Genomic DNA, 20490 nt, shown 5'->3' with positions numbered 1-20490 from the left:
CTGACGCACAGTCAGGAACCGGTCGGAGCCTGAATTCGACTGTTCCGCCGGACCGTTGTGAGGGTTCGGTGCACTGTCGGGCGGTTGTTGCCGGTGCCCGTCGATTGCCCTGCGGGCTGCCGTGCGACACCTTTATCGTGGAAGCCGGGAACGCCGGAACAGGGCTGGACGGGGGATATGCAGCGATTAGTGGAAGTGCGGCTTCCGGACGGGCAGGAGATCTGGGCACGGATCGAATCCCCCGGCGGGCCGCAGGATTCCGGCCTTCTGGACGGTGGGGCCCGTGCACTGCGCGGGTTCGAGACGACGTTGCGGTCGGTGGCCGCCAACGTCCGCGACGCCGTGGCGCAGGCGGCCCCCCACGAGGTGAGCGTTGAGTTCGGGGTGGAACTGTCCCTGGGGAAAGAGGGACTGGTCGCCGCGCTCGCCGGAACGAGCGGCACCGCCGCCCTCAAGGTGACCCTTTCGTGGAGCAACGGGCCGACGGGGGACGGGGCGCAGCAGTGATGAGGCGCTGTCGACTCGAGCCGGAGACCGGTCCATGTCATCGGCACAGCTGATCAGATCCGCGCAGGACTGCCTCGTCCAGGTGCGGGGGAGGACGGCGGGGAGCGGATTCCTGGCAGCGCCCGGGTACGTCGTCACCTGCGCCCATGTCTCCGGGGTCACGGGAAGCGCCGTCGAAATGTACTGGCACGGGCGCCTGCTTCGAGGCACGGTACGGGCCGCCTCGCCCGCTCCCGACGACGAGGGCCTCTGGCCGTATCCCGACCTGGCCATCGTGGAACTCCAGGACCCGCCCGAGGGCCACCCGTGCGCCTGGTGGCACGACCAGATTCCCGTGGGCGGGCAGCACCTGACCGCCGCCGGGTACTCCGACAAGTACACCTACGAACCGGAAGTCGTCACTTCCACCTTCACCTATCAGGGCGACCAGAACTTCCACGACGGACCGATGTTCCGGCTGAAGCAGGACGAGGTCACCCCGGGCATGTCGGGCGGGCCGGTGCTCGACCTGAGCGCCGGCGGAGTCTGCGCGGTCGTGAAGGCCACGCGGATGGACAGCACGGACATGGGCGGTCTGGCCACGCCCGTAGGAGCGTTGCGCTGCCTGGACCCCACCGCGTACCGGGCGCTGGTACGGGCCCATGACGCCCATCACGCGGCGGATCCGAGATGGCCCGACACCCTGGCGTACCAGGACGCGCCCCGTGGGCGCGCGATCCTTCCGCCGCGCACGCAGCGCACCCTGTTCGGCCTGTTGGCCGCCGTTCCCGCACCCGCGCCGGAGAGCCTGCTGCCGGCCTTCCACGAGGCCGCCGGACGCTATGCGGCCCCGCCTCGACTCCCCCTGCACGAACACCGCGACGTCATCAGCGAGTTACAGGCATTCGTGGTCGCGGAGCGCCGTGTGCCGGGCTCCCTTCTGTATGCCGCCGCTGTCGCCCGCGAGTTGTCCGGTCCTGCTGCGGAAAGGCTCCGCTTCTGGATCGAGATGCGGGTCGAGTCACTGGGTCCGGACGGCCATGAGCTGGCCCGGGAGCTCAAGGCTCCGCGCACCCGCCCCGGCGTTCCGCGATCCGTGATGATCCGCCTCAAGCCGTCCGCGGTCGATCCGAGCCGCTACCACGTGGCGATGTGGCGCTACGAGGGCCCGGACGCCATCGCGCCCGCGGCTGCCGAGTCGGACGCGCTTCCCCTCCAGGAGGCACTGGAGCACGCGCGGAGCCTGCTTCCGGAGCAACTGGCCATACTGGGCCGCTCCGGCGGCGACCCCGTGATGGTGGAGCTGATCGTCCCCCAGGAGCTCATGGAGCAGGACTTCGACGAGTGGAAACCCTGGGCGCGCAAGGCCTGGTCCAGCCTGGGCCGCAAACATCCGGTGGTGCTGCGCGACCTGGAGCGGTTCGACGACGACGAACTCCACCAGTACTGGCGCAGCCGCTGGAAGCGGTTCATGGCCGGGGCCGCATCGGGCGGACCGGCGATGGCGCTCGCCTGCGACGCCGAGGCGGACCAGGAGATGCTCGAAGGGTGGATCGAGTCCGAGCCGTCCCTGGCCGCGCTGGTGCTCGCCGGTTCCTTGCGGATCCCCTCCTCCGGAGCCGTGCTGGAGGTCGCGCTGGCGTCGGGGGTCCCGGTGATCCTGTGGCGTCGGTCCGATCCACAGCGCTGCTCGGTTTCCGCGCACTCCGGATGCCCGCACCGGGTCCCGCGCGACTGCTCCGCCGCCGAGGACGCCGGGTCCTGCCCCGCCAAGGCCTTCTTCACCGGCCTGCGCACCGATGTGGCGGCCACCGAGCCCCCGCAGTGGCCCGAACGGGTCAGGCAGCTCCGGGGAAAGGCCGCGGCCGGCGCGGCGGGCGGACACCACGCAAAGGACCTTGTGCTGCTGTGGGACGACCCCGAGCGGCGGCTCCCGGAAGCCCCGTTGCGCTACGCGTAGGAAGAGGAACGCCCGATGAGTGACTGGCTGATCTACCGCGGTACCGGCGAACCCCACGACGGCATCGCGGATCTGCCGGAGCCCCCGCCCTGGCGTGTCTTCTACACGGACGAGCCGACCCGTTTCGACCGGGACCACGACTACGGCCTCTCCGCCCGCTGGCCGCTGCGGGCCGCCGCCTACCAGGTCGACGAGCACGCGGTGGAAATGGTCAACACCGCCTTGTATCTGCGGCGTCCGCTGCTCGTCACCGGCGATCCGGGGGTGGGAAAGTCCAGCCTGGCCTACGCGGTGGCCCACGAACTGCGGCTCGGCTCGGTCCTGCGATGGCCGATCACCAGCCGGAGCACCCTCAAGGACGGCCTCTACCGCTACGACGCCATCGGCCGTCTCGAAGAGGTCGACAAGGTGTCTGCGGCCACTCCCGCCGACGTCGGGCGGTACTTCCGGCTGGGGCCCCTCGGCACCGCCATGGCGCCCTACTCCCTGCCCCGGGTCCTGCTCGTGGACGAGATCGACAAGAGCGACATCGATCTCCCCAACGACCTGCTGGACGTCTTCGAGGAGGGCCTCTTCGAGATCCCCGAGTTGTCGCGGGTGGCCGACACCTTCGCCGACGCGGAGGTGCGCCCCGCGGACGACGGGGTACGGGTGGCGGTCAGGGCCGGCCGAGTGCGGTGCAGGGCGTTCCCGTTCGTGGTGCTCACCAGCAACGGCGAGCGTGACTTCCCACCCGCCTTCCTGCGCCGCTGTGTGCGCCTGCACCTTCCGGCGCCCGGCCCCGACCGGCTCCGCGCCATCGTCCATGCGCACCTGGGCGAGGCGGCCCCGCACGCGGACACGCTCATCTCGCTCTTCCTCGAGCGGCGCAACAAAGGGGAGTTGGCCACCGACCAGCTCCTGCAGGCCGTCTACCTGGCCCGCCACGCGGCCGGGGAGGCGGCGGCGGACCGTGGCCACGTCGCCGAACTCGTCCTGCAATACCTCAACCAGGACCGCCGATGAGCGTGGAGCCGTTCCGGTCCGTCCTCGCGGGGCTCGGGCTGGACCCCACGCCCAGGGAGGTCGCCGAGATCCTCTGGCTCGCGACCCGGCTGCCCGCCGCACCCTCCAGCGCTGCCACGGCCGTACCGGAAACCGACTCCCCGCGGCCACCTGCCCGGCCGGCGGCTGACACCCTCCCGGAGCCCTCGGAGGAGAAGCCGGCACCGGTCGCCACGCCGGAGGTCCCCGTCTACGCTCCGGCGACAGCCCCGACACCGGGCGACGCCTCCCGGCCGGCCGCCCAACCGGTGCGGCTGGCCGCCGATCCGCTCCTCCCCCGCCAACTGGAGCTGCTGCGCGCCCTTCGGCCGCTCAAGCGCCGGGTTCCCTCGTCACGCGTCGCCGAGTTCGACGAGGAAGCCACCCTCGAATCCATGGCCCAGCGGTCCGTACGGCATCGCAAGGGCGCCCTGCTGCCCGTCCTGCGGCCGTCGGCCGAACGCTGGCTCGACGCCGTCCTCGTGGTGGACGGCCACCCGACCGGCCTGCTGCTGTGGAGCCCACTGGCCCGTGAAGTGCACCGCCTGCTCATCCAGTTGGGGGCGTTCCGCGACGTACGGCTGCGCTATCTGCACAGTCGACCCGACGGCTCACCGGGGCTGAGCGCGCTCCCCGCCCCGCGTCCGGACCGGATACGGGGCACGTCCGAGATCCACGACCCGTCGGGCCGCCGGCTGGTGCTCGTCCTCACGGACGGTGTGGCTCCCGGCTGGCAGAACCCTGTCGTCCGGGAGGCGCTGAGGCAGTGGGCGGCGACCGGACCCCTCGTCGTACTCCAGGCGCTGCCGGAACGTCTCTGGAGCCGTACCGCCCTGCCGAGCGTCCCCGCCCGGCTGCGTCGCGCACCCCACTCGGCGGCGAACACGGATCTCGTGTACAGCGGACGTCGGCGCGGCAAGCGCGAGCTGCCCGCGGGCAGTATCCCCGTCCCCGTCCTGGAGCTGAGTCCGCAGTGGCTCAAGCCCTGGGCCCAGTTGGTCGCCGGGGGCGGCTCACCGGTCACCGACGCCGCGGTCACGCTTCTCGCCGCCGACCCCCGGCCGGCACAGGCCGTCACCGACGCCAGGTCGCCGGAGCGGCGCCTCCAGGACTTCCACGCCACCGCCACGCCGCAGGCGTTCAGGCTGCTGGCCTGTCTGTCGGCCGTGCCGCTGACGGTGGCCATCATGCGGGTCGTACAGGCGGCCATGCTGCCGGGGACCCCGCCCACCGTGCTGGCCGAGGTCCTGTTCAGCGGACTCATCACCCCGACGGCGACGGACGGCTCCACCGCGCCGGCGGACGCCCCGCACGACTTCCTGCCCGGCGTGCGGGCGGCGCTCCTGGAGTCGCTGCGCGCGCACGAGGTGGACCAGATCCTCCGCGAAGTCGCCCGCTTCGTGGAACGCGGTGGCGCCGTGGCCGGACGCGTCTCAGGTCTGCTTCCCGACCCCACCGGCGACGCGGAACTGTCCGCCGACGGGCTCCCCTGGGCGCTCCTCCGGGAAGAGGCCCTCCTCCGGGCCGGGCTGACAACGCCGCCCGCCGAACGCGCTCCGTCGTCGACCGCCGGCCACGCGGACCGCACTGTGCGCACTGTGCGCGCGGACCCCGCTGTGCGCCGCGCGGACAATCCGTACCGGCTGAGCGGGATCATCACCATCGCGGACTTCTCCGACGTGTACCTCGGGATCGACGCCGACGGCAACCGGGCCGTGGTGAAGACCCAGCCGCGCTACACCGAGCTGGACCCCGCGGTGTTCCCCGCGCTCCTGCGGGTGGAGGCGGAGGCACTGCGCCGTATGGCCGGCCGGTCCACGCCGCCGCTCCTCGGCATCGACCCGGACGCCGCACCGACCTGGCTGGCGATGGGCTACGTCACCTCGATCACCGGCCATGCGGCGCCCAACCTGATCCACGTACCGTGGTCGAGCAACGCCCCCGCGGACGACTTCCACGCCCTGTCCCACCTGGCCCGCACACTCGCGGAAGCCCTCGATCGGGCGCACACCGCGGGCATCGTGCACGGCAACCTCTCCCCGCACGCCGTGCTCGTCGTCCCCGACGCGGTGGTGCTCATCAGCTGGGTCTACGCCCAGTTCGACGGGCGCCCTCACCCCTACCCGCAGTACCGCGAACGCGCCACCGGCTACCGGCCGCCCGAGGGATACCCGCAGGACGAGCCGCTGGACCCGTCCTTCGACATGTACGGACTGGGGGCGATCCTGCTCCGCGAGGCCACGCGCGACAGCATCGGCAGCCTCTCGCCCCACCCTCGGGCCGTGTCGCGATTGCCGAGCCACCTGGGTGGCCTCCGGACGCTGATCGGCCGGTGCCTCGACCCGGACCCACGCCGACGCCCGACGGCCCGTCAGTTCCTCGACGAACTGGGAGAACTGGCCGCGTCCCGCGAGGCGGACCGGACCGAGGCGCCGGCCGATCGGGGTGGCCCCTGGGAGCGGCTGGCTGCCATGCCCGGGCTCGGCGGGATCAAGTGGTTCCTGGAGCACTTGAGGGCCCAGACCGAGATGGCCGAGGAACTCCGGGTGGCCGGTCTTACGGGCGCCGTCGACCAGGTGAACCCGCATCTGGTGTTCATCGGCAACCCCGGCACCGGAAAGACCACGGCGGCGAGGCTGGTCGGCGAGATCTGCCGTGACCTGGGCCTGCTCGACAGCGGGCACGTCGTCGAGGCGCGGGTGAGCGACCTCGTGGGTCAATATGTCGGCGAGACAGCCACATTGATGAACAGCATGATCGAACGTGCGGCGGGTGGCGTCCTGTTCATCGACGAGCTCTACGAACTGGTATCCCAGCACAGTCGGTTCGGTGACGAGGCGATCAGCGCCCTGCTCGGCCAAATGCCGCCCATGCCCAGGCGCATGGTCGTGATCCTCGCCGGATCTCCGCAGAAGATGAGGGATCTCCTGGCAGCCAATCCAGGACTCGCGAGACGGTTTCCGCCGGAGAACATCATCGAGTTCCCCGACCTCGACCCGGACACGCTGATGACGATCCTGGAAGGGCTCGTCGAGGAGCGTGGGCTGCGGTTCGACGAGGAGGCCGGGGACGGGCTGCGGATCGTCGTCGCGGCCATGCACCGGACGAGCGGCGAGGGCTTCACCAACGCCCGCGCCATGCGCGACCTCGCTGACGCCGTCGTCAACCGGTGGGCGGACCGGGTGGGAGGGGACGGGGAGGTACTGGTCACCGCCGACGACATTCCCGATGCCTACCGCGGCTATCTGCCCCGCACCGCGCCCGATCCGGCCGCGGTGCTCGCCGAACTCGACGACCTCGTCGGCATGCAACCGGTCCGGCAGGTCCTGGAGAACCTGGCCGACGGGCTGCGTATGCGGCAGGCACGGAACGACAGCGGGCTCGCCCCGCCCCACATGCTGTTCACCGGGCCGCCCGGAACGGGCAAGAGCACGGTGGCCCGGCTCGTCGGGAGGCTGCTCCACGATCTCGGCCTTCTCCGCAGGGGGCACTGTGTGGAGGTGACGCCTGCCGACCTGATGGCCCCCTATGTGGGCCAGACCGCGCTGCGGGTGCGTGAGACCGTGCAGACCGCTGTGGACGGCGTGTTGTTCATCGACGAGGCCTACGGCCTGGCTCGGCACACGGAGGGCGACGGCGGCTTCATGGCCGAGGCGATCGAGACCCTGATCCGCGAGATGGAGCACTGGGCGGGACGTCTGTGCGTGATCGCCGCCGGTTACTCGCGGCCCACGGACGCCTTCATCGCCGCCAACCCCGGGCTCTCCCTCCGCTTCGGCACTCGTGTCCGCTTCCCGGCCTACGACACCGCGGACCTCGTGGAGATCCTCCGGCGCATGGCCGCCGAGCGGAACTACGTCCTCGGTCCCGGTGTCCCGGCCCGCGCGGCCGCCTGGCTGGACGCCGTCCGCCTCGCCGACCCGTCCGGGTTCGGCAATGCCCGCACCGTCCGCCGTCTCTTCGACCTGATGGAGACGTACAAGGCCCTCCGCAACCACCGCGCCGCGCCCGTCGATCCCTCCCGTCCCTCCCGCGCCGAATTCCTTCCCGAAGACGTTCCGGAGCCTCCGACCTGGCCTTCCCCCGACTGAGATCACCGCACCCGCATCACAGCGTCACAGCACCGCCAGCACCTCTGCCGCCACCCGCTCCCCCGACCGCACCGCCCCGTCCATGAAGCCCATCCAGTAGGTGGAGGTCTCCGTACCGGCCCAGTGGATGCCGCCGACGGGTCGGCGCAGGGCGGGGCCGTACTGGGTCAGGGCGCCGGGGGCGGCGATGGAGACGGGGCCGCCGCGGGTGTAGGCCTCGTTGTTCCAGCGCTGCAGGACGAAGGAGGTGGGGGAGGCCGCCTTCTCGCCGAAGTACGTCGCGTAGTCCTTCAGCACGGCGGCCCGGACCTCCGCCTCGCTCGCCGCGTCCAGCTTGCGGGCCTCGTCGGCCTCGATGAAGCCCATCAGGGCGCCGTAGGAGGCGTCGGGCGGGGAGTTGTCGAAGGTGGAGCTGACGACGCCGGTGTCGCTGACGACCTGGCCGTTGAGTCCGTCGGCCCGCCAGAAGGGCGTGTCGTAGATCGCGATCGCCTTGCCGACCGAGGCCATGGGCAGGCGCTGGGTGAGCTGGTCGCGGGCGGCGGGGAGGAGCGGGTCGTAGGTGATGCGGGCGGCGAGGGGCGGGGGTACGGCGACGACGACCTTCTTGGCGGTGACGGTGACGCCGTCGGCCGTGACGACGTACTTGGCGCCGGACCTGGCGATCGTGCGCACCGGGGCGCTGAGCACCACCCGGTCGCCGAGCGTCGCGGCGAGTCTGACCGGCACCAGCTGGGAGCCGCCGACGAAGCGCAGTTCCTGGGCGCCGTTCGCGGTCTCGGTGAGGCGTTCCAGGGTGCCGGGGTTGGCGGCGTTGCCGGCGGCGGCGATGTAGAAGAGCACGAACAGGAAGGAGAGTTCGCGCGGTTCGGCCGAGAAGATCGACGTGCAGGCCACGTCGAAGAGGAACTTGGCCGACGGGATGACGGCGTTGGCGCGCAGCCAGGTCTCGAAGGTCTGCCGGTCCCATTCGTCCGCCTTGGCGGCGGTCCAGGGCGCGTCGACCGGGATCTGCTTGGCCAGGTCGTCGAGCGTGGCCTGCACGATCGCGGCGTTGGCGAGTCCGGCCGCGTCGATGGGCGGGACCGAACCGAGGATGCTGTCGGTGGCGTAGGGGGTCTTCTTGCCGTCCTTGTAGAGGAGGTTGTTGCCGGTGTTGTAGGTCGCGAAGGTCTGTACGCCGAGGGAGTCGGCGAGGGCCTTGATGCGGTCTTGGGTGGGGCCGATGAACTCACCGCCGCCCTCGGTGACGCCGCCGCCCGGGAGGTTCAGGCCGAGGACCCGGCCGCCGACCCGGTCCCGGGCCTCCAGGACGACGACCGACCTGCCGGCGGCGACCAGGTCACGGGCCGCGGTGAGGCCGGCGAGTCCGGCGCCGACGATCGCGACGTCGACATCGCGGGTGGCGGCGGCCGAGGCGGTGCCGGCGCTGGTCGCGGTGAGGGTCGCGGCGCCGGCGGCCGCGGCAGCGCTGCCAAGGAGGGAGCGGCGGGAGAGCCGGGGGGTCCGGGGGAGCCGGGAGGTTCGGGGGAGCTGTCTTTCGCTTGCCACGTGCGTCCTCCGTCAGGGCGAGAGGGGGCGGAGCAGAAAAGTTGAACAGTGCTCACATTCTGGCCCTGTGCGGCGGCGCGGTACAGCTCTCCCGTCACAACTGACCCGCAAGTAACAGGAGATATACGTAAGAGAGTTGAGGGCGTCTACGAGAGTTCAGGGTGGCTACGAGAGTCGAGGGCGTCTACGTCACCGGAAGCCGGGAGACCCGGCCGTCGCCGTCGCGGGCTATCACCTTCGCGATCTTCTGGGCGTCGATCGCCATCTCGCGGAGGTTGCCGCTGATGGGGTTGGTGAACCCGGTGAAGTACAAGCCGGGGGCGTCGGCCGGGGTGTGGGCGCCCTGGACGACCGGTTTGCCGCGGGTGTCGAGCACGTCGAGGTGGCCGACGAGGTCCTCCAGGGCGCGGACGTATCCGGTGGCGGCGATGACGGCGTCCGGCGATACGCGAGTGCCGTCGGCGAGGATGACCTTGCCGTCCTCGAACCCGTCGACGGCGGCCACGACCTCGATACGCCCCTTGCGCACGGCGTCGATGAGGCCGACGTCCAGGACGGGGATCGACCCTTCCTTGACGCGGCTGTAGAGGCCGGTGTCGGGGCGCGGCAGCCCGTGGTCCGACAGGTCCGGCACGCTGAGCTTCGCCACGGGCCTGGCCAGCCGGTCGACGAGGCCGACCGGCAGCCGCCGTACGAGGATGCTCGTGAACTGCGCGGCCCAGCCCGCGGTGGAGCGCCGCACGATGTGCGGGACCGTCCGCACCGCCAGCCGTACCCGCGCGGCCCCGCCCTCCACCAGGTCCACGGCGATCTCGGCACCGGTGTTGCCGACGCCGACGACCAGGACGTCGCGGCCGGCGTAGGGCGCGGGGTTGCGGTACTCCCCGGCGTGCAGGAACTCGCCGGTGTACGTGTCGCGGCCGGGCCAGTCCGGGACGCGCGGGGTGTGGTTGTGCCCGGTGGCCACGACGACCGCGGCGCCGGTCAGTTCACGCCCGCCGGTCGCGCGCAGCAGCCAGCCGGAGCCGTCGGGCGCGGGCTCGACCCGGGACACCTCGACACCGGTGACGATCTCCAGGTCGTGGTGCTCGGCGTACTTCTCCAGGTAGCGCACCACGTCGTCGCGGGACACCCAGCGCCCGAAGCGGCGGGGCATCGGCAGCCCGGGCAGACCCGACAGCCGCCGGGTGGTGTGCAGATGGAGGCGGTCGTAGTGCCGCCGCCAGGAGGCCCCGACCCGGTCCGACTTCTCCAGCACGACGGCGCGTATGCCCTGGGCGCGCAGGGCGTGTGCGACGGAGAGTCCGCCGGGGCCGCCGCCTATGACGTAGACGGGGCGGTCCGTTGCGGGCTGGTCCGTGGCGGGGCGGTCCGGGTGCTGGGGGGTGTCGGCCATGCTCCGGAGCGTAATCACGCTGTCGGTTGATGGGTCTCGGTCAAGCCCGGAATTGATTGCGGATCGATCACGGCTGTAGGAGGGGTGGGTGGGGTTTGTGGCGTAGGTCTCCTGGTTGTGGTGTTGGAGTGCAGGCGTTTCGGGGCTTAATCGCCCGATTGGTTCGGGTTGGAGCCCGCGTTTCAGTGGCTCGGGTCGGCCCCGTGTCTCAGTGGCCCAGTCCGGCGCCTCCGTCGACCGGGATCACCGCGCCGCGCACATAGCCGGCCCGGGCCAGGAACTCCACCGCGTCCGCGACCTCGTCGGGGTGGGCCGGGCGGCCCGCCGGGGTGCGCCTGAGCAGGTGCCGCCGCTGTTCCTCGGTGAGCTCTCGGCTCATGTCCGTGTCGGTCAGGCCCGGAGCCACCACGTTGCAGGTGATGTCGCGGGGGCCGAGTTCGTGGGTCAGCGACCGGGCGAAACCGACCAGCCCCGCCTTCGCCGCCGCGTAGTTGGTCTGCCCGGAGGCGCCGTGCAGTGCCGACGTGGAGGAGATCAGCACGATACGGCCGTGACGCTGTACGAGCATCCCGCGCACCGCGCGGCGGGCGACCCGGAAGGCCCCGGTGAGGTTGGTGTCGATGACGGAGGTGAAGTCCTCCTCGGCCATGCCCACGAGCAGCCGGTCGTTGGTGGCGCCCGCGTTCGCGACCAGGACGGTGACCGGACCGTGGGCGGCCTCGGCCTCCTTGAAGGCCTGGTCCACCTGCCGTTCGTCCGTCACGTCGCACCGCACGGCGAGGAGGTTCTCGACGGCGGGTGGCCGGTCGCCGCGGTAGGTCGCCGCGACCCGGTCTCCCGCCGCCGCGAAGCGGCGGGCTATGGACAGCCCGATGCCCCTGTTCCCCCCGGTCACGAACACCGACCGAGCCTCGGCCCGTTCTCCCGTTCCCGCCACTTCAGCCCTTTCCTCTCTTGCCTGCATCGCCTGCATCGCCTGCATCGCCCGCGCTGCCCGCATTGCCTGTACCGACAGTCCTGCTCTTGACGTTCTGTGCGCGCAGTCCCACGACGGCGACGACGAACCCGGCGAAGGCCAGTACGGCGGTCCAGAACGTGGCCGCGTACATGGCGTCCAGGAAGGCGCGGTCGGCCGCTGCCGCCAGCTCCGGCAGCCGCAGCGAACCGGCCAGCGAGCGGGCGGACTCGGCCGAGGCCCGGGCCTGCGCCGCCGTTTCCGCCGACAGCCCCTGCGGCCCGACGGGCAGGGCGGCGTCCGCCATGCGGTCCCGGTAGACGGCGGAGAGGATCGAGCCCGCCATCGCCACCCCGAGCGTTCCGCCGACCTGCCGCGTGACGCTGTTGACGGCCGATCCGGCGCCCGTGAGCTGAGGCGGCACCCCGCTCATCATCACGGCCGTGACCGGTGTGCCGACCAGGCCCATGCCGAAGCCCTGCACCCACAACAGGGCGGCGACGACGGGGATGGGGGTCCGTCCGTCGAACCACAGATAGCCGGCGTAGGTGGCCGCCGTGGCCAGGACGCCGGCCGCGATCGTCCAACGGGCCGACAGCAGCCTGCTCATCCCCGGGGACGCCTGGCTGCCCAGGACGATTCCGACCGCGGCGGCGATCATCACCGTCCCGGCCTCGGCGGGGGAGAGGCCGCGGGGGCCCTGGAGATAGAAGGCCGCGTAGAACAGGTGCCCTGCCAGCGCCATGAACGCGATCAGCAGCACCACGCTCCCGGCCGTGAACCCGGGCTGCCGGAAGAGGCGCAGATCCAGGCTGGGCGCCGGGGACCTGCGCTGACCGGCCACGAAGGCGGCGAGCAGGGCGCCGCCCAGGGCGAGCGGCAGCAGGACGTGGGCGCCGTACCACGTCCGTCCGTTGCCGAGCTCGATGATGCCGTAGACCACACCGCCGAGGCCGAGCACCGACAGGGCGAGGCCGGGCAGGTCGAGCACCCTGTGCCCGGGGCCCTTCAGCGCGGGCACCACGGCCACCACCCCGGCCAGACACAGGGCCACGATCGGCACGTTGGCCAGGAACACCGAACCCCACCAGAAGTGGTCGAGCAGCATCCCGCCCACGACCGGGCCGACCGCCACCCCCAGGCCGCTGGACGAGCTCCAGATCGCGATGGCCCGGGTGCGTTTCTCCGCCGGGGTGCTCTGCACGATGACCGACAGGGTCGCGGGCATCAGCAGCGCACTGCCTGCCCCCATGAAGGCCCGCGCCACGACCAGCCGGGCCGGGTCCGGTGCGAACGCGCCGGCCGCGGAGGCGACGCCGAACAGCGCCAGCCCGGCGACGAGGGTGGCCCGGGGGCCGAAGCGGTCCGCGAGCGCGCCGCCAGCGAAGAGGGCGCCGGCGAAGACCAGCGTGTAGGCGCTCGCCACCCACTCCAGTTCGGCGGGGGTCGCGCCCAGGCCCTCGGCCGGGTCGGCCAGCGTGGTGACCGCGACGTTGAGGATCGAGGTGTCCAGCCAGATCAGCATCTGGGCGCAGACGACGACCAGGAGGACGGGCCAGGAGCGGGTGGGCGCCGCCCGGTCCTCGGTGCTGCTGACGGCGGTCATCGCGTGCCTTCCCGGTGGCCGGTGACGCGGAGGTCCTCGTGGGCGGGGGTGATGCCGAGGTCCTCGTGGGCAGGGGAGTACGGGTCGACGAGGTGGACCGTGACCGGCCGGGCGGCGCCCGCGGCGTTGGCGCAGATCCGCTCCAGGACGGACAGCCCGCGCGGACCGGCACCGATCACACGGACGGCGAGGGCCTCACCGGGTCCGCTCATTCCTCGCCCAGCCCGTCCCGCCAGCTCGGCCGCAGTGGCTTCCAGCCCAGCGCCGTACGGGCCCGGTCGTTCGCCGCGCCGCGTGCCGCGGTCAGCTGATGGGCCGTGAACCAGCCCAGCAGCCGGGGCGCCAGCGCCGCCGGGACGGTGCGCGGGGGCGGGGCGCCGAGCGCATGGGCGTAGTGCGGGAGCCACTGGGCGGCCGGGGCCGGTTCGTCGTCGGTCGCGTGGAAGACGCCGGTCGCCGTCGACTCGACGGCCGCCACCGCTGCACCCACGGCGTCGTCCACGTGCAGGAACGAGGTGATGCCGGTGCCGCCCGGCAGCGGGAGCTTCCCGGCCAGCACCCGAAGCGCGGTCCCGCCGGCCCGGGCGTATCCGGTCCCGGGGCCGTACAGCGTGCCGTACCGCAGCACGACGCCCGCGAGGCCGCTGCCCGAGACCAGCCGCTCCAGCTCGGCGACGGCACGCACGGTGGCGGCCCAGCCGGGGTCGGGGGCGTCCACGTACAGCGGCGCGTCCTCGTCGAGGACCGGCGGCCCTTCCGGCGCGGCGGCGAAGGCGATGGACTGTGCGACCAGCCGCCGCGTACCGGCCGCGCGGGCCGCCTCGACCAGGTGGGCGGTGCCCTCCGTGCGCAGCCGCGCGGTCTGCGCGAAGGCCGCCGCAGGGTCGTCGCGCAGCAGACGCAACGCCGACAGCTGGTGTACGACGACCTCGGGCCGGGCGGCCGACACCGCCGACAGCACGGCCGCGCGGTCGAGTACGTCGGCGACCACGACCCGGTCCGCCGCCGGGGCCCGCGCCTCGTCCCGCACCAGTGCGCTCACCTCGTGACCCCGCGCCCGCAACGCGCCCACCAGGGGACGCCCGACCACACCGGTGGCCCCGGCGACCAGCACCCGCATACGTCAGCCCTCCCCGCCGGCGGAGAGGGGCGTGGCGACCCGCATCAGCAGCCGGCACGCCTGGTCGCCGTCGCGCAGACAGCTCTCGGCCCTGTTCTCCGTGAGGGTCACACCGAGGCCCTCCGACCAGCCCGCGTGGATGTCCGTGCACGGGCAGCGGTAGCCCTCCAGCGAACCGGCCATCCGCACCATGGTGATGGCGAAGTTCCGCCTCAGCGTGAGCACGATCAGGTCGTCGTCCTCCACCTCGGTGGCGGCGTTGCGCAGCTCCGGCGGGAACATCCGGTCACCGCAGTCGTCGTAGCGGCGGCGCAGTTCCTCCAGGTCCTTGCGGGTGTCACCGGTGTCGGGGAGCGGACCGGAGAGGCGGCCGACGCGCTGTCCGACGTGCAGGGCGACCTTGCGCAGCGCCTCGGCGTTGATCTCGTTCGCGACGTCCTGCCCGAACCGCGCGGCCACCCCCTGGTACCAGTTGGCGTCGTGCTGCCACCACAGCCGGTACGCCTCGCTCGCCCGGGCACGGTGATTGACGCCGTCGCCGCCGGTCGTGTTCGTGCTCATGCGTGCTGCTCCTCGGCGGCGAACCTGTCGCGCATCACTCGTTTGAGAACCTTGCCGGTGGCGCCCTTGGCCACGTCGTCGGGCTTCATCCGCAGGGCTCGGTGCACCGGCGGGAATCCGGCGGCCGCCAGCACCGAGTTGACGCGCCGGGTCCACGCCTCGTCGTCGCCATCGCCACCATCACCGCCACCGCCGTCCTCGTCGGTCAGCTGGAGCAGCGCGTACGCCTCGCCCTCTCCGTCGCCGTCCCAGTCCGCCCGTACGCCGTCCGGGGCGACCCCGACGACCGTGCAGTCGGCCAGCTCGGGCAGTTCGGCGAGCAGGAGTTCCTCGGTGCGGGTGCTGAAGACGATGCCGCCCCGGGTGCGGACGGCGTCCGGCGCCCGGTCGAGGTGGTAGAAGTTGCCGTCCTCGTCCTGGTGGGCGAGGTCCCCGGTGAGCCAGTAGCCGCCGAGCCGCATCCGGTTCCAGGTCAGGGAGTCGTTCCAGTAACCGGGCGTGAGCGTCGGGGACTTGAGGCCGAGGCGGCCGATCCGCCCGGGCGGCAGCGGGCTGCCGTCCTCGGCGAGTACGGCGGCCTCGGCGAAGCTGATCGGCCTGCCGACGCAGCGCGAGTAGGCCGAGGTGTCCTTGGTGTGCCGGTTGTGGAAGACGGAGTAGCCGGCCTCCGACGAGCCGAGCCCGTCCACGAAGACCGAGCCCTCCACGCGTACGCGGCGCAGGTCCCGGCCGATCTTCTGGTGGCTGCCGTACCGCACCAGGGCGCGGATGTGGGCCTCGTGCGCCGCGTCCCCGGTGTTGAACCACACCTGCACGCTGGACAGATCACGCCGCGTCAGGTCCTCGGTGGCCATCTCGCCGAACGTCCCGGCGAAGGCCAGCACGGTGGTCGCCCGGAACTCCTCGACGGCGTCGAGCACGTCGGCGCCGCGCTGGCTGGACAGGAGCTTGATGTCGGTGCGCAGCAGCAGGCAGTACAGCAGCGTCGCCACCATGGCGTTGTGCGCGCCCGGCAGCCCCACCAGGGTGCGCTCCATGTCGGTCCCGGTGGAGTAGCGCAGCCGGTGCAGCTGCGCGTACATCAGGGTCCGGTGGGTGTGCGGTACGCCCTTGGGCATGCCGGTGGTGCCGGAGGAGTGCGAGATGAGCACCGGGTCGGTCGGGTCGTGCCGGTACGGGTACGACGGCGGCAGCGACGCGCGGTGCTCCGGGCGGATGTCGGCGGCGGTGACGTGGAAGCCGAGCCCGAGCCCGCAGTCCGCGAGCGCCTCCCGGTGGGCCTCGTCGGTGAACGCGCCGACCGCGCCCTGCCGGAGCACGTACGCGCGTGCCGTGTCCGGGGCGAGGTTGCCGTTGACGAACGACGGGATCGCGCCGAGGGACGTCAGCGCCAGGAAGTTCACCGCGAACTCGGCGCTGGAGAAGGAGTGGATGGCGACCGGGTCGCGGGGCCGTACACCGTGGGCGGCGTACCAGCCGGCGTATGTCTCGACCACCTCGTACAGCTCGCCGAGCGTCAGGGTCTCGGGGCGGCTGCCGTCGGGCGCCCGCCAGGTGCCGTCCGTGCGCAGGACGGGTTCGTCGAGCGGGCGGCCGTACGCCCTCAGACGCGCCAGTACGTTGCCGGCGCCCAGTTCGGTGTCGGAGCAGATCCGTGCCCGCTCCTGCCTACTGATGAGCATGGGTCTCCGTCTCGTCTGCGGTGTCTGCGGTGCCTGAGGTGTCTGCGGTGTCGGAGGTGTCGGCGGTGAGGACGAATGCGGTGGCGGGGCCGGGCAGGAGCCGGATTCCGCCGTTCCGCAGCAGTTGTCGGTGGGCGGCGGCCAGGTCGAACAGGCCCTGGATGCCGCCGGGACGGTCGACGGCCCCGGCGTCGGCCCCGGGGGTCTGCGCCGACCGGACCGTCACGGGTGCCCCGGCCCCGGCGCGGCCGAGCAGCACCGCGGCCGCCAGCCCGGCGGACGGGGGGAGGTCCGGGGCCGGGAGAGCCCCGCCGTCGGTGAGTTCGCGGTGCATGGCGGCCGGCCGCTCGCCGCCGCCCAACTCCACGCCCAGCACCAGGACCCGCTCCAGCTCCGGGTCCTCCAGCAGCAGATCCGCCATGGCCAGCAGCTCGGTCAGCGGGTCGTCGAAGAAGGAGGTGCTGAACATCTGCCCGGTGATCCCGAACTCCCGGCTGGTGTGGCCCAGTACGGAGTTGGGCGTGGCTTGCATGAACAGCAGCGGGTTGTGGACCTGGCCGGACACCATGCGCCGGCTGGCCAGGTCGGCGGTGGTGGTGTCGCCCAGCAGACTGGCCAGCGCCACGGCGGTACGGGAGCCTCCCCCACTCTCGGCTTCGCTCGAGCGGGAGGTGCCCCCATCGGGCCGCTCGGTCAGGCACTGTCTGCTCACCTCGTACGCCAGCGGGCTGAACGCGGACTCCACGAAGCCGGGCAGCCTCGGCAGCGGGATGTCGTCGTCCCGGCCGGTGCCATGGGTCGCGGTGGCGGTGGCGAGGATGCCGAGGGGCGCCCGGAGCACGGTCTTCTCGCTCGTCGTCGTCGGCTTCGTCACGTCCGCTCCAGCACGAGTGCGGTGTTGGCGCCGCCGAACGCGGCGTTGACGGTGAGTGCCCGGCGCAGGTCGGCCCGGCGCGGCCGGTTCGGCACGTAGTCGAGGTCGCACTCCGGGTCCGGCGCGGTGAACCCGGCGGTCGGCGGCAGTAGGCCGTCCGTCAGGGCCAGCAGGGTGATCACGAACTCCACGACGCCCGCCGCCTCCAGGAGGTGGCCGGTGGTGCTCTTGGTGGAGCTGACCGGTATCGACTCCGCGCGGTCCGGGAAGGCGGCGCGCAGCCCACGGGTCTCGGCGCCGTCGTTGTACTTGGTGCCGGTGCCATGGGCGTTGACGTAGTCCAGGGCCGCCCCGTCCGGATCGCCGGCCAGCCGCATCGCCTGCCGCGCCGCCCGCGCCAGCCCCGCGCCCTCCGGGTGCGGTTGGGCGATGTGGTGGGCGTCCGTGGCCGCGCCCCACCCCACCACCGACGCCAACGGCCGGGCGCCCCGGCGCCGGATGTGCTCGGCGGACTCCAGCACCACGACCGCCACCCCGTCGCCCAGCAGCAGCCCGCTGCGGTCCGCGCTGAACGGACGCACCATGCCGTCCTTGGACAGTGCCCGGCCGGAGTCGAACTTCCCGAAGGTCTCCTCCTCCACCAGGTAGCCGCCCGCACAGACCGCCACGTCGGTGCGGCCCGAGGAGATCAGCCGACAGCCGTGGATGATCGCGGCGGCGGAGGCGACGCAGGCGTTGGTGAAGGTCAGCCGTGGTCCGGTCGACCCGAGGTGTGCGGCGAGCAGTTCGGTGAGCCGGGCGGGTACGGCGTCGGCGACCCGGTCGGTCGCGGCGCCGTCACCCGCGTCGGGGGTGTCGGCTCCGGCGGCGCCTCGCCAGTACCGCGTGACGCTCGTGTGGTCACCCGCGATGCCGAGCAGGACCGCCGCATCGGTGCCCGGGCGCAGTCCCGCCATGTCGAGGGCCTCGGTACCGCACTCGGCGAGGGCGTGGCGCAGGGCCCAGTGCTCGACCGCGTCGGGGCCGTCGGGGGCGGCGGCCGCCATCGGCGTACGGTACGGCCCGGTGTCGAACCTGGTGGTGGGCGCGAACGCGGGGACCCCGGCGAAGACCCCGCGCCGCAGGGCGTCGGCTCCGGTGCCGAACGCGGTGCGTACCCCGAATCCGGTCACCGTGACCTCACCGCTCATCGCGGCCGCCCTCCTCGACGGCACGCAGGTACTCGGTGAGCCGCCGCAGCGAGGTCAGCCCGGAGATCTCCTCGTCGCTGGGCTCCACGACCAGGCCGTGGCGTTCCTCGATCACATGCAGGAGCCACACCAACCCGAGCGAGTCCAGGACCAGTTCGGCGTCCTCGCCGAGGTCGTCGGGCAGGCCCGGGAAGATGTTCCGGTCCGACAGCAGGTCCCGGACGGAGTCGGTGGTGAAGGTGGCCGTCCTCATGCCTTCACTCATGCCTTCGCACCGCGACGGACCACCTCGGCGACGAGTCCGCCGAGGGTCAGGGAGGCGAGCGGCTCGATGTCGGTGTCCGGTATCTCCACGCCGAACCGCGACTCCAGCCGCAACGTCAGCTCGATCAGGCTCAGTGAGTCCACTTCCAGCCCGCCGACGGTCATCGGGCTGTCGTCCGTGATGCCGTCGCGGCTCAGCAGGACGTTCATCTCGTCGATGACCGCGGTCAGGACGAACTCGCGGATCTCGTCTTCCAGGGTCGACGTACTCATGATCGGTGTCTCCAGAGAAGGATCAGAGAGTGATTTCGGTGGGTACGGTGGCGGAGCTCGTGCGCAGTGCCGCCGCCTGGCGCAGCAGCTTCCCGTTGGAGGTGCGGGGCAGGGACTCCAGCACCCGGATGACGCGCGGCAGCTTGTAGTCGGCCAGTCGCTCCCGGCACCAGCGCAGCAGTTCCTCCGCGGACGGCGGCTCGGTGGTCCCGGCGACCATCGCGACGTAGGCCTCGGTCACGTCCTCGTGGACCAGGACCGCCTGCTGGACGGCCGGGTGCTCGCGCAGCACGTTCTCGACCTCCACGAGGTCCACCTTGAGGCCGCCGATGACGACGACGGAGTCCGCGCGGCCGTGCACGCGCACCGCCCCCGAGGCGTCCACCGTGGCGCGGTCCCTGGTGTGCAGCCAGCCGTCCGTGTACTGGGTGCCGCCGGAGTCGTACAGGTACGGCGACTCGGCGAGGGCGACGTCCAGTTCGCCGAGGTGCTCGCGTACGACGACACCCGGTGCGGCAGGGCCGACGGAGGGCCGTAGCGTGCCGTGGGCGTCCATGGCGACGACGCCGGTCTCCGTGGTGCCGTAGGACTCGCCGACGGCGATCCCGTAGCGTTCCGCGAACCGTGCCGCGACCTGCGAGGGCATCAGCTCGCCGCCGGACACCGCGACCCTCAGGTCAGGCAGGGCGGGAGGATCGGAGGCGGCGGCGAGCAGCTCGTAGTGCATCGGCACCCCGAACAGGGCGGTGATCCTGTGCTCCACGGCGGTCCGCAGGACGTCGCGGGCGGAGATCCGGGGGGCGAAGACCACGCGGACCCCGGCCGCGAGCGAGTGCAGCAGCCCGGCGATCAGACCGAAGCTGTGCGCCGTGGAGCTGAGCAGCAGCAGCCGGTCGCCCACACCCGGCATACCCGGGATCCGCGTGAACCGGTCCACTTCCTCGGCGATCGACTCCGCGGTCCGGCCGATCACCTTCGGCCGCCCGGTGGAGCCCGAGCTGAACTGGACCAGCCGATGGCCGGTGGCGGCCGGGCGACCGCCGCCGAGGCGCTCGGTCACGACCTCGTACTCGGAGCGGAAACCGAAGGTCGCCCGGACGTTGACCCCCGCGCTGACCATGAACTGCGGCCGGCAGGAGGCGCACAGCGCGCCGACCTCGGCCGGCTTGAGCCGGAAGTCGAAGAGCAGCACCTGCGCGCCGAGCCGCCACAGCGCGAGCAGCACCTCGACCTGGGTGAAGCTGGGCGGGGTGCGCAGCCCTACGGTGCTGCCGGCCTTGATGCCGTAGCCGGAGAAGACGGCGGCCTGCTTTCGCACCCGGTCGCGTAACTCCCCTCGAAGCAGGATCTCTTGACGGTGGGTCAGGTAGGGGAGTGCGTCATCGTGTGCGTCGAAGAGGTCACGGACGAGGGATTCCATGCCGTCGGCGGGTGCGCCTGCCCCGAGGTCGCCCATGA

17 protein-coding genes are annotated in these 20490 nt (G+C 72.4%); 4 read left to right on the top strand and 13 right to left on the bottom strand.

What is annotated here, in order from left to right:
• The first annotated feature begins 189 nt into the window (after positions 1 to 189).
• Genes ABD932_RS05245 through ABD932_RS05230 form a run of 4 tightly spaced genes read left to right on the top strand, consistent with a single transcriptional unit; the run spans position 190 to position 7560 of the window.
• Positions 190 to 507, top strand: coding sequence for a CU044_2847 family protein (locus ABD932_RS05245; protein WP_345009052.1), 318 nt, complete (start codon positions 190 to 192; stop codon positions 505 to 507).
• Positions 508 to 541: 34 nt separating this feature from the next.
• Positions 542 to 2446 carry a VMAP-C domain-containing protein gene (locus ABD932_RS05240; RefSeq protein WP_345009050.1) on the top strand — a complete coding sequence of 635 codons (1905 nt, stop codon included), beginning with the start codon at positions 542 to 544 and terminating at the stop codon, positions 2444 to 2446.
• A gap of 15 nt (positions 2447 to 2461) precedes the next feature.
• Positions 2462 to 3451 (top strand): AAA family ATPase, encoded by a 990-nt coding sequence (locus ABD932_RS05235; protein WP_345009048.1) that lies wholly within the window; start codon positions 2462 to 2464, stop codon positions 3449 to 3451.
• Entirely contained in the window at positions 3448 to 7560 is a 4113-nt protein-coding gene (locus ABD932_RS05230; protein ID WP_345009046.1) for an SAV_2336 N-terminal domain-related protein, read from the top strand. Before ABD932_RS05235 ends, ABD932_RS05230 begins: the two co-directional genes overlap by 4 nt.
• 24 nt (positions 7561 to 7584) lie before the next feature.
• Here the strand turns inward: ABD932_RS05230 and ABD932_RS05225 are convergent, their stop codons facing one another.
• From ABD932_RS05225 to ABD932_RS05165, 13 genes are all read right to left on the bottom strand, one after another.
• Positions 7585 to 9111 carry a flavin monoamine oxidase family protein gene (locus tag ABD932_RS05225; protein WP_345009045.1) on the bottom strand — a complete coding sequence of 509 codons (1527 nt, stop codon included), beginning with the start codon at positions 9109 to 9111 and terminating at the stop codon, positions 7585 to 7587.
• Between the two features lie 184 nt (positions 9112 to 9295).
• On the bottom strand, positions 9296 to 10507 hold the full coding sequence (locus ABD932_RS05220; RefSeq protein WP_345009043.1) for a flavin-containing monooxygenase: 1212 nt from the start codon (positions 10505 to 10507) through the stop codon (positions 9296 to 9298).
• A gap of 208 nt (positions 10508 to 10715) precedes the next feature.
• A complete protein-coding gene (locus tag ABD932_RS05215; RefSeq protein ID WP_345009041.1) occupies positions 10716 to 11444 on the bottom strand; it encodes an SDR family oxidoreductase in 729 nt (242 codons plus the stop codon).
• Position 11445: 1 nt separating this feature from the next.
• A complete protein-coding gene (locus ABD932_RS05210) occupies positions 11446 to 13068 on the bottom strand; it encodes an MFS transporter (protein WP_345009039.1) in 1623 nt (540 codons plus the stop codon).
• On the bottom strand, positions 13065 to 13280 hold the full coding sequence (locus tag ABD932_RS05205) for an FAD/NAD(P)-binding protein (protein ID WP_345009037.1): 216 nt from the start codon (positions 13278 to 13280) through the stop codon (positions 13065 to 13067). Before ABD932_RS05205 ends, ABD932_RS05210 begins: the two co-directional genes overlap by 4 nt.
• Positions 13277 to 14188: an NAD-dependent epimerase/dehydratase family protein gene (locus tag ABD932_RS05200; protein WP_345009035.1), complete on the bottom strand. Its 912-nt coding sequence runs from the start codon at positions 14186 to 14188 to the stop codon at positions 13277 to 13279. Before ABD932_RS05200 ends, ABD932_RS05205 begins: the two co-directional genes overlap by 4 nt.
• A gap of 3 nt (positions 14189 to 14191) precedes the next feature.
• Positions 14192 to 14749 carry a hypothetical protein gene (locus ABD932_RS05195; protein WP_345009033.1) on the bottom strand — a complete coding sequence of 186 codons (558 nt, stop codon included), beginning with the start codon at positions 14747 to 14749 and terminating at the stop codon, positions 14192 to 14194.
• Positions 14746 to 16431, bottom strand: coding sequence for a class I adenylate-forming enzyme family protein (locus tag ABD932_RS05190; RefSeq protein WP_345009031.1), 1686 nt, complete (start codon positions 16429 to 16431; stop codon positions 14746 to 14748). Before ABD932_RS05190 ends, ABD932_RS05195 begins: the two co-directional genes overlap by 4 nt.
• A complete protein-coding gene (locus ABD932_RS05185; RefSeq protein ID WP_345009029.1) occupies positions 16418 to 17305 on the bottom strand; it encodes a hypothetical protein in 888 nt (295 codons plus the stop codon). The genes ABD932_RS05190 and ABD932_RS05185 overlap by 14 nt, the downstream gene beginning before the upstream one ends.
• Positions 17302 to 18495, bottom strand: coding sequence for a beta-ketoacyl-[acyl-carrier-protein] synthase family protein (locus ABD932_RS05180; RefSeq protein WP_345009027.1), 1194 nt, complete (start codon positions 18493 to 18495; stop codon positions 17302 to 17304). Before ABD932_RS05180 ends, ABD932_RS05185 begins: the two co-directional genes overlap by 4 nt.
• On the bottom strand, positions 18485 to 18748 hold the full coding sequence (locus tag ABD932_RS05175) for an acyl carrier protein (protein WP_345009025.1): 264 nt from the start codon (positions 18746 to 18748) through the stop codon (positions 18485 to 18487). Before ABD932_RS05175 ends, ABD932_RS05180 begins: the two co-directional genes overlap by 11 nt.
• Positions 18749 to 18756: 8 nt before the next feature.
• On the bottom strand, positions 18757 to 19032 hold the full coding sequence (locus ABD932_RS05170; RefSeq protein ID WP_345009023.1) for an acyl carrier protein: 276 nt from the start codon (positions 19030 to 19032) through the stop codon (positions 18757 to 18759).
• 22 nt (positions 19033 to 19054) lie between these two features.
• Entirely contained in the window at positions 19055 to 20488 is a 1434-nt protein-coding gene (locus ABD932_RS05165; RefSeq protein ID WP_345009021.1) for a class I adenylate-forming enzyme family protein, read from the bottom strand.
• Positions 20489 to 20490 lie beyond the last annotated feature (2 nt).

Origin of the sequence: Streptomyces shaanxiensis, assembly GCF_039537145.1 — a bacterium.
Lineage (GTDB): Bacteria > Actinomycetota > Actinomycetes > Streptomycetales > Streptomycetaceae > Streptomyces > Streptomyces shaanxiensis.
Note: the sequence above shows the minus strand (reverse complement) of the source record. Positions and strands in the feature narration are given on the sequence as shown.